The organism is Metabacillus schmidteae (genome assembly GCF_903166545.1).
GTDB classification, from domain to species: Bacteria; Bacillota; Bacilli; order Bacillales; family Bacillaceae; genus Metabacillus; species Metabacillus schmidteae.
The window spans coordinates 34,297-50,100 of record NZ_CAESCH010000003.1 but is presented as its reverse complement, the minus strand read 5'-3'; the positions used below and the strand labels follow the sequence as shown (position 1 = coordinate 50,100).

The window sequence follows — 15,804 nt, the reverse complement described above, 5'->3', positions numbered from 1 at the left end:
TTATCTCCTCTTTTTTCCATACATTAAGTAGAATACTCCCACCAAAATAATGGGGATTCCCATCCATAAACAGATTTGAACAAACGTTTTTAAATAAACATCTATTCCCTGCTTAAACATTAATGAACCAGACATTGTTAAACAGATCAGTCCAGCTGCAATTAACAAAATGGATAAAACCACTTCAATTCTTTTCACTGAGCATCCCCCTTATCGATTGGGAATGTAAGCTCAAAACATGTCCCTTTTCCCACCTTGCTTTTCACCGAAATAGTCCCGCCTTGAAGTTCGACGAGATGTTTAACAATCGCCAAACCAAGCCCTGTTCCCCCGGATTCTCTTGATCTTGATTTCTCAACTCGATAAAATCTCTCAAATAAAAAGGGGACATCTTCTTCTGGGATACCAATACCAGTATCTTCAACCGTCAACCTTACAGTATTTGAATCACTTGATAATGTAACTTTAATCAAACCATCTTCCGTATATCGGATGGCATTTTCAATTAAATTAATAACGATTTGTTCCATTCTTAAACCATCAGCATATATACTAGGAATACCGGCCAATCTAGTAAAATCTAATTGTAATCCTTTTCTTTTAGCTTTCATTTTTGTCTTTAAAAGTGCATTTTCAACTACTTCTACTAAATCTACATCCTCAAAAAGTAATTCAACCTTTCCTTCCTCCATTTTAGATAACTCAAACAAATCATTAACTAATTTAGACATTCTGACTGCTTCTTGTTGTATGATTTGAAGATATTGCTTTTTTTCTTCTTCAGATTGATATAGATTATTTTCTAATGCATTTGCATAACCCTCTAAATACGTAATTGGAGTTCTTAACTCGTGCGAAATGTTTGCGAGAAATTCCCTTCTATTCGACCGGTATCGGTGTAATTCAACAGCTAAATCATTTATACCAGTTGCCAATGAGCCGATTTCATCTTTTGTGCGTTTAGAAACTCTAGTATTTAAATCACCTTTTGCGATTTTACGCGTTGCTTTCTCCATTTCCAAAAGTGGGTTTGATAATTTACGTGATAAGATAAAGGTAAAACCGAGTGCTAAGAAAATAGCACCTATTCCTGCTAAAATCACTGACTTTTCTATCATATCCACTGATTTATACATGTTTTCGATTGAAGCTAAAACGAAGATCCCGCCGATGAACACCTTATCAGAATAAATTGGCTTTCCAATACTTAAATAACGTTTATTATTTATGTCATCGTAATACTCGTTTTGAGAAGCAGCGTTATTAGCCAGCGAGTCAAACTTATCCGAATTTATTTTTTCACCCTTTGGTAAACTTGGTACTCCCGAATTTGCAACAACGATTCCCATGTCATCAACGATTACGATTTCTTGATCGATCATGGTTGCAAGCAATTCGAACATTTTAAGGTGTTGTTCATCTAATGAGTTTATCGAATCTGCATAACGATCTGATAAATGATCAATTTGTTCCTGTACTTTGCTAAAATAAAAACCAGAAAAGATCTGATTCATAATAAAACCTAGTGGGAGTAAAATAGCTAAAACTAGAAGTAAGATACTTGCACCTAATTTTACAACAATACTATTCCACTTCATTGTCCTTCATCAGGGGCTTGAAATTTATACCCCTTTCCCCAAACTGTTTTTATTGGATTGAACGAAAGATCATGTTTCCGAAACTTTTCCCGTACATTTTTAACATGAGAGTCAACTGTACGAATATCAAGAACGTCATGAATCCCCCAAATGTGATCCATAAGCATATCTCGTGTAAAGATTGTTTTTGGATTTAACACGAGAAGTTGAACAAGATCATATTCCTTAGGAGTTAACTCTAAAGCGTTATTTTTTATATAAACTTGCCTTTCTTTTTGATCTATTTTCAAATCTGATATTTGAATTACTCCATCAGAGATTAAATTAGATTCTGATGATAACGTTGAACGTCTAATAAGAGCTTTAGCTCTTACAAGTAATTCTTCTGTGTTAAAAGGCTTAACAAGGTAATCATCTGCGCCAACAGTAAATCCTTGAACTTTGTCCTTTATTTCTCCACGTGCTGTAAGCATAAGGATTGGGACTTGACTTGTTTCTCTTATTTTCTTACAAACTTCCCAACCATCCACTTCAGGCATCATTAAATCCAGTATTATTAAGTCTACTTTCTTTTTTTTTAGTACACTAAACGCTTCTACCCCACTTGAAGCTTCTTCGACTTCAAAGTGGGTAGATAAATGAATTTTAAGTAAATTCCTCATATTCCATTCATCATCGATCACTAAGACGCTTTCCTTTTTTTTCACTGTTTCACAACCTCTGTAACGGATTTAACTGGAATGACATCTTTTAACCTTTCTTTCCTTGCCCATTTAAAGAAAATATAGCCGATCATTGTTCCATACACGATTTCCTGTACCACTTTCATTATGATTCCACCTGTTCTTTGATCTTCTAATGGTGGGAGGATACCAAATAGTTGTGGTGCTCCTGAATATACAGGATAAAACGCTTGGTCTGAAAAAATGATGAGGGCACAAGCAGGAGTCAACAAAATGCCAGCTGCAAAGATATAACCAATTTTCTGAACATCCGTTAATCTATCTAATTCCTTAACCATTGGGATAAGTGGGACCCACATAAACAAAGCAGTAATAGTCAAAATAATATGTGTTAGATTATGCAAGATATTATTTGAAATTACCGCATTAAATATTAATGGGATGTGATAAAAAGAAAACAACACATTAAATAATAGTAATGGAATCAATGGATACTTTAAAAAACTTAGTATTTTGTACTCCAATCCAAAATGGATAATTGGTTCAAGAAAACGATTTGGAAAGCCTAACAAAAGCAATGGTGGTAAGGCCGTATAAATTAAAGATTGCTCTAACATGTGAGCACTAAATAAATAATGGTCTCCTAATAGGTGTAAAGGGCTACCCATTGCAAGATAAAAGACGACTAGAGCAAAAAAGAAAAAGAAAAACTTCTTTAAAAATTCTCGATCTTTTTTAAATTGATAGATAAAAATTGCTAAAATAACGACCAAAGCTCCAGCTAATATAAAATTCCATTGATCAAATATGTCAGTTGTGCTGCTTTGTTCATCAACGCCATTATGAGCTAAAACACTTTTTGTTAGATTAAATATAGAAAATAATAATACTCCAATAAATACCCTAATTTGTTTCATCATTTTTCCCTCTTCTACACTATAATTTTCCCAAATATTTTTGAAGAAAATATGGAGAGTCTATATTGTCCAGTAGGTAATTGTATCCAATACCCCTAATACAACCAAGATCACACCAGCAACTCTTTGAATATATAGACCAATCTTTCTTCCCTTTTTCATCACTGCACCACTAGCTCCGAAATACCAAATTAAGAACATAGCTAGAAATAAAGGTAAGGATGTGCCAATTGCGAACAAACTAGGCAAAACAACCCCGTACGACGTTGAAAAAACAATTGGCATTAATGTAACAAAAAATAAAACAAACATGGTTGGACAGAAACCCAGTGAAAAACTAACTCCCATTAAAAATGAACCCATTTTTCCCTTTTGAAAAAATCTCTTCGGTAATTCCAATAGTGTTAACGTCCGTTTCATCTTAATAAAGCCGAGCATGAATATACCGACAATAATAAACATCGGACCAATTACTTTCCTAAACCATGGAAAATATAATGTAAGTTGAGATTCAAATTCTCTTCCCAAAAACCAAACAAGAAGTCCTAAACCTGTAAATACAAAAATTTTTCCTAGGGTGAAGAAGAAAACATCAACCCATGCAAGTTCTTTTTGAAGTGATTTATTTCCATAAAGAGTAATTGCACCAATATTTCCTGTGAATTGGCATGGAGCCATAGCACCAACAATCCCAAGTAAAAACGCAAATAAGATAGGTATGCTTTCAAAGCTCCGCGCAAGGTTTAAAAAGGTTGAATCATAACATTACTTATTTGATTGAAAAATTCATACATCTTTTATCACCATTTTCTTAAAATATTACTGTGAATGATTCTATTTAAAAAGTTTGAAGAAAATATGGAGATAAAATCTTAACTATCGGGGAAGATAAAATTACCATAATTATTAATTTATTGGGGGGTGTATGCATTGGATGAATTATTATATTTAATTGCACTTCTCGTTGGTCTTTTTGGAGTATGGAACATATGGAGATACAGCCAAAACAAACGTAAAAAACTAAAATGAAATTTAGGAGGTCATTTTTAACATTAGTTACTATTATTAATCTTTCCATTATCATAATTAGACAATTAAAAAAGGAATCAGATACTGACTCCATTTTTAAAATTTCATTATTATGTTAGCAAAGACTCAATTTTTTCACGATTAATTGAAAAACCAATAAACACTTCATCACCAAATTTTATAGTAGGTACAATATGTTTACCAGTCAATGCAATAAGGTTGTCCATATTTTTTGAATCATCTTCTATATCGTTTTCTATATATGAAATAGAATGACTTGAGAGAAACTCTTTCGCTGCTTTGCAATCTGGACAAGTTTTGGTTGTATATATTTCAACTTTTTGATTTTCCATTTCAACTCTCCTCCTTATTTTATTACTTCCCAAAATAGTTAATTTGAAACGATAACATCTTTTTGATATTTTCCATATTTTTTTCAAAACTTCTAATTACTATTAGTATAAGTTGTTTAAAACTAATTAAATGGCGGATAAATAAAAGTAAAGATTAAAGTTCAGGAAAGTCGGTGAAATAAATGAGTCAATCAAAAGAACTTTCTCTTTCAATTACTGGTATGACATGCGCTTCTTGTGCAAACAGAATTGAAAAAGTATTAAATAAAATGAAAAGTGTTCATGCCAATGTGAATTTAGCAACAGAAAGCGTGAAAATATCCTATGATGAAAGTGAAGTAGCACTAAATCAAATCATAAAAGAAATTGAAACATTAGGATATAATGTACCCAAAGAAAAAGTGGAATTAGATATTCATGGAATGACTTGTGCATCATGTGTTTCTAGGATTGAAAAAGTACTAAACAAAACGGAAGGAATCGAAAAGGCTACTGTTAATCTAGCTTCTGAAAAGGCTACGATTGAATACAATCCTGGTCTCGTTTCAATACAAGATATTATGAAAAAGGTAAAGAATTTGGGGTATGAGGCAGTTTTAAAAAAGGATCAAGAGGAGAGCAAGGATCATAAAGAAGTTGAATTAAAAAGAAAAAAAAGAAACATAATCCTTTCAACTATCCTTTCCCTGCCACTTTTATATACGATGGTTGCACATATTCCTTGGGACTTTGGAATACCAGTTCCTCATATTTTTATGAATCCATGGTTTCAGTTCGCCTTGGCAACACCAGTCCAGTTTTATATTGGTGCTCCTTTTTATAATGGGGCATATCGTGCTTTACGAAATAAAAGTGCAAACATGGACGTTCTAGTTGCACTTGGTACGTCTGCTGCTTACTTTTATAGTTTGTATGAAACAATAATAACTCAAATAATTCCTGGGTACATGCCAGAACTATATTACGAAACAAGCGCCATCATTATCACACTTATTTTACTTGGGAAACTATTTGAGCATCTATCAAAAGGAAGAACGACAGAAGCCATTAAGCAACTATTGAACCTTCAAGCAAAAGAAGCAACGGTTATTAGAAATGGTGAAGAAATGAAAGTTCCGATTGAACAGGTTGAAGTAGGTGAAACACTTATTGTAAAGCCTGGTGAAAAAATTCCGGTCGATGGAAAAGTGACCAAAGGAAAATCAGCAGTTGATGAATCGATGATAACAGGTGAATCGATTCCAGTTGAAAAAAATGAAGATGACCCTGTTATAGGTTCAACGATAAATAAAAATGGTACCTTAACAATAAAAGCTGAAAAAGTAGGAAAAGATACAGCTCTAGCAGGGATCATAAAAATTGTGGAAGAAGCACAAGGATCCAAAGCCCCTATTCAAAGGATGGCGGATATTATATCCGGTATTTTCGTTCCCATTGTTGTCGTCATTGCTATCGTTACATTTATTGCTTGGTATTTCTTTGCAGACCCAGGAAATATCGCTGAAGCATTGGAAGCTTCTATCGCTGTTTTAGTGATTGCTTGCCCATGTGCACTTGGACTCGCTACCCCTACGTCTATTATGGTCGGCACAGGAAAAGGAGCAAAAAATGGTGTTTTATTTAAAGGTGGAGAATACCTAGAAGAAACCCATAAAATCGATGCTATTTTACTTGATAAGACAGGTACAATTACAAAAGGGAAACCGGAAGTGACAGATTTTCTTGTCTTTGAAGATAACGATGAAAAAAAGCTATTAGAATATGTCATTTCAGCTGAAAAATCATCTGAACACCCTCTTGCAGAGGCTATTGTTAATTATGGAAAAGATAAGCAAGTAATAAGTCCTGAAGCAACTGATTTTCAAGCAATTCCTGGACATGGCATTGAAGCAACTATAGATGATTCAAAAGTTCTTATCGGAACTAGGAAATTAATGAAGGAGCATTCGATTACTTTTGAAGAACATGAAAACAAAATGGCTGAATTAGAACAACAAGGCAAAACTGCCATGCTGATAGCTGTAAATAATAAGTTAAAAGGAATCATTGCAGTAGCTGATACAGTTAAAGAATCATCAAAGGAAGCCATAAACGAATTAAAGTCCAAGGGAATTGAAGTTTATATGATTACAGGTGATAACGAAAGAACAGCAAAAGCTATCGCTAATTTAGTTGGAGTTGATCAAGTTTTCGCTGAGGTATTACCTGAAGACAAAGCAGAAATGGTTAAAAAATTGAAAAGTGAAGGAAAACAAGTAGCAATGGTCGGTGACGGTATCAACGATGCACCCGCACTGGCGTTGGCGGACATCGGGATTGCAATTGGTACAGGTACAGATATTGCGATTGAAACAGCAGATGTAACTTTAGTTGGTGGCGACCTGAAACATCTTCCACAAGCCATTAATCTAAGTAGAAAAACAATGCGAAATATCAAACAAAATCTTTTTTGGGCTTTCTTTTATAATTCAGTAGGAGTGCCTATTGCTGCATTTGGCTTGTTAGCTCCTTGGGTTGCAGGAGCTGCAATGGCATTTAGCTCTGTTACTGTTGTTACAAATGCTCTTAGATTAAAAAATGTAAAAATCTAACCACAGCATAATATACGTGTCACTATAACTAAAACGGAAATAGTGCAAACGAATAATTTCTTACTTAGCGTTAACAATAAATATTTGGAAAGGAGGGATTATCCATGGATAACAAACAACAACTCCAAGAATGTATTAATGAGTGTGAAAGTGCGCTAAGACACTTAAACAACGCTATGACCAAGATGAACAATGAACGTTTACAACACGCTTCAAGAGACTTGCAAGAGTGCATCAATGAGTGCCGTAGCATGTTATAATCTTCATAACCACCTATTTTATTATAGGTGGTCTTTTTAGGCTTAAAAATAGGATATTTAAAGCCTCTTGGCCAAATTGAATATGTAATCAATTAAACATAGGTTTTTCAACATGGTTAGTACTCATTTACTATTATTGGTGTACCAATCGTTATATTCGTTTCGTTCACATTTGGATTATAACGTAATCCAAACTGTAGATTTATATTTTTATTATTCTTAGATGGAATGCTACTTTTCCATTTAGGATTATATGCAGAAACTGAAAGAAACTCTTCTTCTTTAAGACCCTCAATGTAATCAGCCTGAAAATCATTCAAAAATTGTTTCGCCATGTATTCCATGTCTAGTTTATTCGTTACAAAACCCTTTACTGTATAATATTCCTTATCAACTTCAATGTAGGATTCTATTTCCTTTAATATACTGTCGTATAACTTTTCATCCCCCTTTTCTCCAATTACTTCTAAAGTTAAAAATAAATGATATTTATCATCATTTTTGTAAGCATAAATTTGAATTTTATTGAATAATTGACTTGAAGTATTGTTTATGTAACCTTCAACTGTAAAGTGGTGGCTTTTCTGATCAAAACCTGTCCATTCTTTCACAAAAGGAAATCTCAATTTAGTGCTTTCTACTATTCTATAAACTTCCTCGATATCCCTTGCCTGTCCTAAATTGGTTTTAATATACCCCTGCCACGAAGTAATTATTATATTATTTTTATGAGCAATATCCATCATTTTTTCTAATTCCAACTCATTACTTCCCTCAACATGATTTGTAGAAAAAAAGATTATTATAAATAGACAAACCAATATGGTCATAATTTTTTTAAACATTAATCTCTCCCCCTTCAGGAAAAGCATTAACCAATTAGCAAAGATATATACATAGAACACTAGAAAATGTCCTAATCTATGAATCTCTTATGAAATTAATAGTCAAATTCCAATATGTTAATCCTTTATGTAAATTTGAAGCAAAGACTTACCGTTTTAAAGAAAGTTATACCGTTCGCAAAAAAGTTGCACCATTTTCCCCTCTTTGGATTTAGTTAAAAGGGTGTTTTATAGTGAAAGGAATAGAACATCTGAATTGAAAGGTGGATTATGGAACTGTGGAAACTGGAAACTTTTTAGGTATTGATAAAAAAGGAAGAGAGATATTATCATTTATTGAAGGAGAAGCTGGTAATTATCCTTTTAAAAAATACATATGGTCTAATGATGTCTTAATAGAAATAGCGAAAATGCTCCGTCTTTATCAAATAAAGGGCGCATTTCCTTAACAAAGATTTCGAAATTCATATTGACACAAAGAGCGACGTTAATCTTTATATTTTGGATTGTCAGAGAATTTTTGACAGAGAAATACAAACACCTTCATAACGACAATAATAACAACAGTTGTAGGTACTGCACCTAATAGGAAATTCTCAACATACCACCAAGCATCACTCATAAAACCACACCTTAGCTTTTTGCTTAGTATTTGCCAATATGAAATGGATTAAAACAACATTTTTTATATACAAATAATGAACTTTTCGCAAAAATTTATATAGTAACTTATTCAAGAAAGTGCGCGATTGTGGAGCAACACAGGCAAAAAAAGATCAATCTTTTTTATAAAACCCAAACTTAAATTCATTTTGATCAGATCTTTTTTTAAAATGGATTCTTTTTATTTATCGTAAAATGTTGGTTTATGAGGTGTTTTTGGTAAGAACCAATATATTTATTCTTCTCCTTTTAAAACTAATTACAGTACAACTCAATAATTAAGATAAGATACATTCCTTGGGGACATGTTTCCGTAAGGAATCTTTCGTTTGGATAGTTTCGGAAAAGAAAGCCAGTTTCCTATACGCTAAGGGATACCGGCTTTCTTATGTTAAGACTCACCTTTTTTGTAGCAAAAAAAGTATTAATCACGTTAGTGTAAATCCTCTTTTGGCTTTGCATCACGCTTTTCAATGGCTCGTATGAAACGCCAGATTAAGTAAAAGGTTCCTACTAATGAAGCTAATCCAAGAGCAAGTCCAAGTCCAAGGGATAACGCCATTATGGCTACCATTGAACTATCCATATTCTTTAGCATCATACATGGACACATATTTTTACTCCTTTTTATCAGCTCGCCATTTTGTGGCATTCCTCAGCACACTTACGGCAAGCTTCAGCACATTGTTGACAATGTGGATCCTGGAACTTTGCACATTCTAATGCGCAGGCATCACAGATGGTTGCACACAAATTGCAAAGTTGCTTTGCATATGTACTTCCGCGAGACATATATCGAGCAGCTAAAGAACAAATGTCGTTACAATCACGCAACAAATTTATGCATGTGACACGGGCTTGTACATCCGATTCCTGTAAACAGAGCGTTAGGCAATCTTCACAAGCTACTAAGCAATCGTTACATGCATCAATACAGGATTGATATTGATGGACAGAAGGATTTGCGACTGGCATTTTCAACACCTCCTTTCAAGTATATGTTTTTTGTTTTTTACTTTTTTTATTCATTTCTGAGTGTCCAGAAATTTAATTTTAAGGACGAACCAAGATAGAAAACACTATAATCTATGTTGTAATTCACTCATCATCCTACAAAATGGATTCCATAAAACAGGTTAAATTCATGTGTATCTACAAGAAACGGGAGCTAAGTTCTAAGCTCCCGTCTTAATAAAGCTTTACATTGGTTGAACACCTGATCCACCACAACAACCACATCTTTTGCCACCGTGACAACAAGGGCAACATCCACTTCCCTGACAGTGGTGACATCCACGCCCACTACAACAACAGCACATACCAGCTCCACCACAATAACGACAACATCCTGCACCGTGACAACAACGGCATTGGTGCATACACTCACCTCCATTAGATTAACCACACATAGTATATATATTTATGTAATATTAAACTTAGGCGTTCCCCTTATGTAAGGGGGTAGCTCAACCATTTATCACTTTTCCCACGTTTGTATATAATTCAATAAATAAGATTTCCCTAAAACGAACGTTTACGGAACTTTTAGATTGGAATCTACAAAACTACTAAAATCTATTTCTTTTACGCTCCAAAACTCATTCCCTAAAACAAAGTTTACTTATTGTTACTATACCCCCTTTTTGGTACTATTTTTGTAACTGAATTGATATGGAGGGATTTATTTGATCTTTGGATATGCTCGTGTAAGTACAGAAGAACAAAATTTGGATATGCAAATTGATTCTTTGCATCAGTATGGTGCAGAGAAAATATACCAGGAAAAAATGACAGGAACAAGAAAAGACCGTCAACAGCTTGAGGAGTTGTTAAAGGTATTGCGCAAAGGAGATAAAGTTGTCGTATACAAGTTAGACCGAATTTCTCGTTCAACAAAACATCTTATTGAATTAAGTGAACTTTTTAATGAAATGAGCGTCGACTTTGTCTCTATTCATGACAACATCGATACGTCAACGGCAATGGGGAAATTTTTCTTTCGTACAATGGCAAGTATTGCAGAATTAGAGCGAGATATTATAAGTGAACGGACGAAATCAGGATTAAAAGCTGCGAGAGCTAGGGGGAAAAAAGGGGGAAGGCCTTCAAAAAAAACAGATAAAGTACAGATGGCACTGAAGATGTATGGCAGTAAAGAGTACAGTATTAAAGAAATTACAGAAGCAACGGGACTAGGTAAGACAACACTATACCGTTATTTGAATCAAATAGACGGCAAATAAAATAAAGGGAGACAGACATGGCAGCAATCGAACGAACAGCCTATCCAAGATTCAAGAAAAATTTAACTCGTAGAGAACTCAGAGAAATCTATACCATTACCACTGAGGAAAACCAGTTTGCACATAGCATGGCGCGTGGATCTATTCCTGTTCTTAGTTTTTTAATTATGATGAAGTGCTTTCAACGTTTGGGCTATTTTCCACGGCCAAAGGATATTCCAGCTACAGTTATCAGTCATGTTCGTACCTGTTTGCATTTACCAAACGATACTGAACCAAATTTTCAAACCAAAGCACTTTACCGGCATCAAAAAGCAATACGCGAATACTTGAAGGTTACACCATTTGGAAAGATTCCTCTAGATATTGCTACGACTGCTATATATAAAGCAGCTCAAGTTATGGATAACCCAGCTGATCTTATTAACGTTGCTATTGCAGAATTAATTAAAGAACGCTGTGAATTACCAGCGTTCAGTACGTTGGATAGATTAGCACGCCGTGTTAGAACTGTTGTAAACTATCGATTTTTTAATACAATCCTTAACCGTTTGTCTACCGAGGAGCGAGGCAAACTTGATCAATTGCTGAATACTTCAATGCAACTACAAAAATCTGATTATAATTATCTCAAAGATTTACCAAAAAGCCCTTCTATTTCTCATATGAAAGATTTACAAAGCAGATTATCATGGTTAACAACCTTTATCCCAATCATTGACCAATTATTAGAAGGAGTGCCTAATTCCAAAATTAAGCATTTCGCAGCTGAAGCCAAAGTATTAGATGCTGCCGAAATGAAAGACTTCGCTGCTCCGAAAAGATATACATTAGTACTATGTATGATTCACCGATCACAGGTTACAACCAGAGATAATCTCGTGGGAATGTTCCTAAAAAGAATGGGTAAAATCCACAAAAAAGGAAAAGAGGAATTGGCACTTCTTAGAGAAAAGCATCGATCCATGACTGAAAACCTTATCTCCGTATTACAAGAGGTTTTAGAGGCTACAGATATGGGTGATAACGATACATCGGTTGGTAAAAAAGTAAGGGAATTATTCATCGCTAACGGTGGCGTTATGGCTTTAAAAAGTGATTGTGAATCTATTTCTTCATACAATGGAAATAATTATTTACCTCTACTGGAGAAATTCTATAGAGGGCATCGAAAAGCTTTGTATCAATTGGTCAGATTGTTGGAAATTGACTCCACTACCCAAGATCGCTCACTTGTAAATGCATTGCAAATTCTATTAGAAAATGAAAACCGAAAGGTCGAACACGTACCGGCTAATATAGATCTATCATTTGCAAACGAGCAATGGAAAAACACCATTCGTGTTGGAAAAAATACTGACCTGTTCTATCGTAAACGTCTTGAAATCTGTATATTTTCTTGTCTGGCTACAGAATTAAAAACGGGGGATATTGGTATAAAAGGTTCTGAGGAATATGCTGATTACCGAGAACAATTGCTTTCATGGGAAGAATGCAAACCTATGGTTGCTGATTACTGCAATGAGTTGGGATTTAATTCCTCTTCAACTGGGTTTGTAACTCAATTAAAAGAATGGTTAACGCAGACTGCAGAAACGATAGATCGACATTATCCTGAAAATGGACAGGTTATGATAAACCAAAATGGAGAACCAACTCTTAAACGTTTAGTACGCAAGGAGCCTTCAAGAAGCAGTAAAGCATTGGAAAATATCATAATTCAGCGCTTACCTGAAAGAAATGTTCTTGATATACTTTGCAATGTTGAACACTGGACTCATTGGACCAGGCATTTTGGTCCCTTATCCGGTTCTGATCCCAAGCTTGAAAATCCGATTGAACGTTACATCGTTACTTCATTTGGATATGGTTGTAATTTGGGATCGACACAAACTTCTAAACATATGCGAAATACAGTGACGCCACATATGATTTCTTTTGTCAATCGACGACATATAAATGTTCAAAAACTTGATGATGCTATTCGAGATATTCTTAACCATTATAATCTTTTTAGTCTTCCTAAATTGTGGGGAAGTGGTAAATCAGCTGCTGCAGATGGCACGAAATATGATTTATACGAAGAAAACTTACTCTCGGAATACCATATTCGTTATGGTGGTTACGGTGGGATTGCCTATCATCATGTTTCCGATACGTATATTGCATTGTTTAGCCATTTTATACCCTGTGGTGTTTGGGAAGCTGTATATATTATTGATGGATTACTTAAAAATAAATCTGAAATCCAGCCGGATACTTTGCATGCAGACACACAGGGTCAATCTACACCAGTTTTCGCTCTTTCCTATTTGTTAGGAATCAACTTAATGCCTCGAATTCGTAACTGGAAAGATCTAACGTTCTTTCGACCAGATAGGGATGCTTGTTACAATCATATCGATCCTTTATTTGGTGATGTAATCGATTGGGATTTACTCGAAACTCACTGGCAAGATTTACTGCAGGTTGTCTTATCCATTAAATCCGGAAAAATTTTACCTTCAACCTTGCTCAGAAAGCTCAGTAACGATAGTAAAAAAAATCGACTTTATAAAGCATTTAGAGAACTAGGTCGCGTTGTAAGAACTGTCTTTCTCCTAAAATATATTTCCGACATTAAATTACGGGAACAAATAACAGCTAGTACAAATAAAGTTGAGGCATATAACGGCTTTTCAAAATGGCTTTTTTTCGGTGGAGATGGGGTTATTTCTGAAAATGATCCGGAAGAACAAGAAAAACGTATTAAATATAATGATCTCGTTGCTAATGCTGTTATTTTTCAGAATGTTGTTGATATAACGCTAATTTTATGGTCTCTCATAAAGGAAGGGTATAAGTTTTCGCGAGAAGATCTTGTTATGCTGAGTCCATACCTTACAAGGCACATTAAACGTTTTGGTGATTATGTCATCGATTTACAAAACATCCCTCAACCAGTAGAGGAGAATATACCGGTATAAACATAAAATGGGTCATAGACTGGAAATAAAAGTAAGCCTATGACCCATTTTTACACGTATCTCGGCTGAACCCCTTTAGGAGGTAACTCTAAGCAATATCCATACAATCAAATAGATCTATTTGTTGTTGTTCGTAGAATGACTCTAAATTCATTAAAAACTTTAAGTTTTGACGGATGATATCAATAGTACTCATCTCTTCTGGAGCTTTTATCCTAACACCATTTTTCAGAAATACTTGTCTTTGTTTATTTGATTTTCTACTGTTTAAAAAGGCAGAAGTATCTGTCGATGCGAAGGGGAATTGTAATAATAATTCACCATCAGCACCACCTGTTCCGTCTTTGCCTCTAATTACATATCCACTCACTCAATATCATCCTTTTCTATGTCACTTTTTGTTCAATGATTGTTCGAAATACACCTTAAATTACGCATTGTTTGTCTTCTTAGTTTTATCTCTGCAATCCTTACACTTATTTGTAAATCTCTTCTCAAAGTAAAACTTTCTACAAACGCTACATTCTTTAAATATCAATTTCACTATCCCCTTACTTTGGAATTTATGACAACTTATATTGTAAGGTACTATATAGGTCTACACGCAAATCATTTAGTCCTTTGTCAATTGTGTTGTCATAAATCAATACTAGGTTTAATAATTATCAGTATCTAAAAGTAACTGAACAACATTCTCTCCATCAATTGTCACTTCTGAAGGATATAGTTCATGTTTATCTTTAGAAATTGTAAAATTTCTCAGATAAATACCACCATTATTTAATAATGAATGAGCAAATCTGTTCATTTCTTCTGTATAATGATCAATCGGTAGAATGACATCATATCTTTCATCGTTGTAAATTACCTCTGCTCGACCCGCATTAGGAACTCCTATAACATGAACATAATCTTCTTCAATAACTAACTCTTGGTTAAAGTAGCTTAATGAAAAGATAGACAAAATTGTTATAAAAGCAAATACACCTACAATTGCTGTAATTACCTGTGCTAATGAGTATTCTTTAGTCATATTAATTTATCTCCTTTTTAATGTAATAGCTTATATTAAATAAATTGGGTTTAGTATGCAGCTGCAAAATCAGTAAACGCATTTTTATACAATTCAAACTTTTCGAATGAAATTTTATGATCAATACTCCGATTTGACTCTCTTAAAGGTTGACCAGAAATTGACTTCATTTTCTCAACAGGAGTTTGATCGTACTCTAATAACCATTCTTTAAGCTTTTCCACTGTACACCAACTTACAGTGATGCTTTCAAATTTATAATAATGCTCTGTAATATCATCTTTCTTATAAAAGCTATACTCCTGTAAGCTATCCTCAGTGTACGAGTTATTAATGAGTAAGATAGTGCCATACTCGAAGTACTGGTTTGGAATTTGCGTTTGATTTACTAACTTACTTGCTAATTCTTGCGCTTCAGCAACCTTCCCCTCATTTTTTTCATTTGATTTGTTTTGTAATAGTTCCATTTGGAAACACCCTTTCAAAAAGTTTTTTATAATAAAAAAGACGATTATCAAAGAAAAATCTTTGTTAATCGTCTAGATACACACATATGGTTTAGTAAAGGTCCAAAAAATGCAAAAAGAGCCCTGGACTCATAAGGAGTAAACTCCGACATGGAC

General features: G+C 34.1%; 17 protein-coding genes and 2 pseudogenes. 5 read left to right on the top strand and 14 right to left on the bottom strand.

Annotation, left to right across the window (positions count from 1 at the left end; genetic code table 11):
• From HWV59_RS25860 to HWV59_RS25835, 6 genes and pseudogenes are all read right to left on the bottom strand, one after another.
• Positions 1–198 (bottom strand): hypothetical protein, encoded by a 198-nt coding sequence (locus HWV59_RS25860; protein ID WP_102232075.1) that lies wholly within the window; start codon positions 196–198, stop codon positions 1–3.
• Positions 195–1,598, bottom strand: a complete 1,404-nt coding sequence (locus tag HWV59_RS25855) for a sensor histidine kinase (RefSeq protein WP_175640768.1) — start codon at positions 1,596–1,598, stop codon at positions 195–197. Before HWV59_RS25855 ends, HWV59_RS25860 begins: the two co-directional genes overlap by 4 nt.
• The gene (locus HWV59_RS25850; protein ID WP_235991910.1) at positions 1,595–2,305 is read right to left on the bottom strand and encodes a response regulator transcription factor; all 711 of its coding nucleotides are present in this window, start codon (positions 2,303–2,305) and stop codon (positions 1,595–1,597) included. The genes HWV59_RS25855 and HWV59_RS25850 overlap by 4 nt, the downstream gene beginning before the upstream one ends.
• Positions 2,302–3,198: a cytochrome c oxidase assembly protein gene (locus HWV59_RS25845; protein WP_175640767.1), complete on the bottom strand. Its 897-nt coding sequence runs from the start codon at positions 3,196–3,198 to the stop codon at positions 2,302–2,304. The genes HWV59_RS25850 and HWV59_RS25845 overlap by 4 nt, the downstream gene beginning before the upstream one ends.
• A gap of 60 nt (positions 3,199–3,258) precedes the next feature.
• A pseudogene (locus tag HWV59_RS25840) lies at positions 3,259–3,992 on the bottom strand (urease accessory protein UreH domain-containing protein).
• Positions 3,993–4,337: 345 nt separating this feature from the next.
• A complete protein-coding gene (locus tag HWV59_RS25835) occupies positions 4,338–4,580 on the bottom strand; it encodes a glutaredoxin family protein (protein ID WP_102232078.1) in 243 nt (80 codons plus the stop codon).
• 182 nt (positions 4,581–4,762) lie between these two features.
• Between HWV59_RS25835 and HWV59_RS25830 the strand changes: the two genes are divergently transcribed.
• Both HWV59_RS25830 and HWV59_RS25825 read left to right on the top strand, forming a co-directional pair.
• On the top strand, positions 4,763–7,171 hold the full coding sequence (locus tag HWV59_RS25830; protein WP_102232079.1) for a heavy metal translocating P-type ATPase: 2,409 nt from the start codon (positions 4,763–4,765) through the stop codon (positions 7,169–7,171).
• A gap of 104 nt (positions 7,172–7,275) precedes the next feature.
• Positions 7,276–7,431, top strand: a complete 156-nt coding sequence (locus tag HWV59_RS25825) for a hypothetical protein (protein ID WP_175640766.1) — start codon at positions 7,276–7,278, stop codon at positions 7,429–7,431.
• Between the two features lie 116 nt (positions 7,432–7,547).
• Here the strand turns inward: HWV59_RS25825 and HWV59_RS25820 are convergent, their stop codons facing one another.
• Positions 7,548–8,276: a YwmB family TATA-box binding protein gene (locus HWV59_RS25820; RefSeq protein WP_175640765.1), complete on the bottom strand. Its 729-nt coding sequence runs from the start codon at positions 8,274–8,276 to the stop codon at positions 7,548–7,550.
• 293 nt (positions 8,277–8,569) lie between these two features.
• Between HWV59_RS25820 and HWV59_RS25815 the strand changes: the two are divergent.
• Positions 8,570–8,701: pseudogene (locus HWV59_RS25815) on the top strand (aminoglycoside phosphotransferase family protein); the annotation flags it as partial.
• A gap of 62 nt (positions 8,702–8,763) precedes the next feature.
• Here HWV59_RS25815 and HWV59_RS27355 read toward each other — a convergent pair.
• The 4 genes from HWV59_RS27355 to HWV59_RS25800 form a co-directional block, all read right to left on the bottom strand.
• A complete protein-coding gene (locus HWV59_RS27355; protein ID WP_268921794.1) occupies positions 8,764–8,898 on the bottom strand; it encodes a hypothetical protein in 135 nt (44 codons plus the stop codon).
• A gap of 474 nt (positions 8,899–9,372) precedes the next feature.
• Complete coding sequence (locus HWV59_RS25810) at positions 9,373–9,552, bottom strand: hypothetical protein (RefSeq protein ID WP_102232081.1); 180 nt, start codon at positions 9,550–9,552, stop codon at positions 9,373–9,375.
• 17 nt (positions 9,553–9,569) lie between these two features.
• Positions 9,570–9,731, bottom strand: coding sequence for a four-helix bundle copper-binding protein (locus tag HWV59_RS27455; protein WP_328824398.1), 162 nt, complete (start codon positions 9,729–9,731; stop codon positions 9,570–9,572).
• Between the two features lie 376 nt (positions 9,732–10,107).
• Complete coding sequence (locus HWV59_RS25800; protein WP_102232083.1) at positions 10,108–10,332, bottom strand: hypothetical protein; 225 nt, start codon at positions 10,330–10,332, stop codon at positions 10,108–10,110.
• A 292-nt stretch (positions 10,333–10,624) separates the two neighbouring features.
• Between HWV59_RS25800 and HWV59_RS25795 the strand changes: the two genes are divergently transcribed.
• Positions 10,625–11,182 carry a recombinase family protein gene (locus tag HWV59_RS25795; protein ID WP_102232084.1) on the top strand — a complete coding sequence of 186 codons (558 nt, stop codon included), beginning with the start codon at positions 10,625–10,627 and terminating at the stop codon, positions 11,180–11,182.
• Positions 11,183–11,199: 17 nt separating this feature from the next.
• Positions 11,200–14,148, top strand: coding sequence for a Tn3 family transposase (locus tag HWV59_RS25790; RefSeq protein ID WP_102232085.1), 2,949 nt, complete (start codon positions 11,200–11,202; stop codon positions 14,146–14,148).
• 88 nt (positions 14,149–14,236) lie between these two features.
• Here HWV59_RS25790 and HWV59_RS25785 read toward each other — a convergent pair whose 3' ends face one another.
• The 3 genes from HWV59_RS25785 to HWV59_RS25775 form a co-directional block, all read right to left on the bottom strand.
• Positions 14,237–14,518 carry a PH domain-containing protein gene (locus tag HWV59_RS25785; RefSeq protein WP_102232086.1) on the bottom strand — a complete coding sequence of 94 codons (282 nt, stop codon included), beginning with the start codon at positions 14,516–14,518 and terminating at the stop codon, positions 14,237–14,239.
• Positions 14,519–14,803: 285 nt separating this feature from the next.
• Positions 14,804–15,181 carry a hypothetical protein gene (locus tag HWV59_RS25780; RefSeq protein WP_102232087.1) on the bottom strand — a complete coding sequence of 126 codons (378 nt, stop codon included), beginning with the start codon at positions 15,179–15,181 and terminating at the stop codon, positions 14,804–14,806.
• Between the two features lie 50 nt (positions 15,182–15,231).
• Positions 15,232–15,648, bottom strand: coding sequence for a hypothetical protein (locus HWV59_RS25775; protein WP_102232088.1), 417 nt, complete (start codon positions 15,646–15,648; stop codon positions 15,232–15,234).
• Between the last annotated feature and the right edge of the window lie 156 nt (positions 15,649–15,804).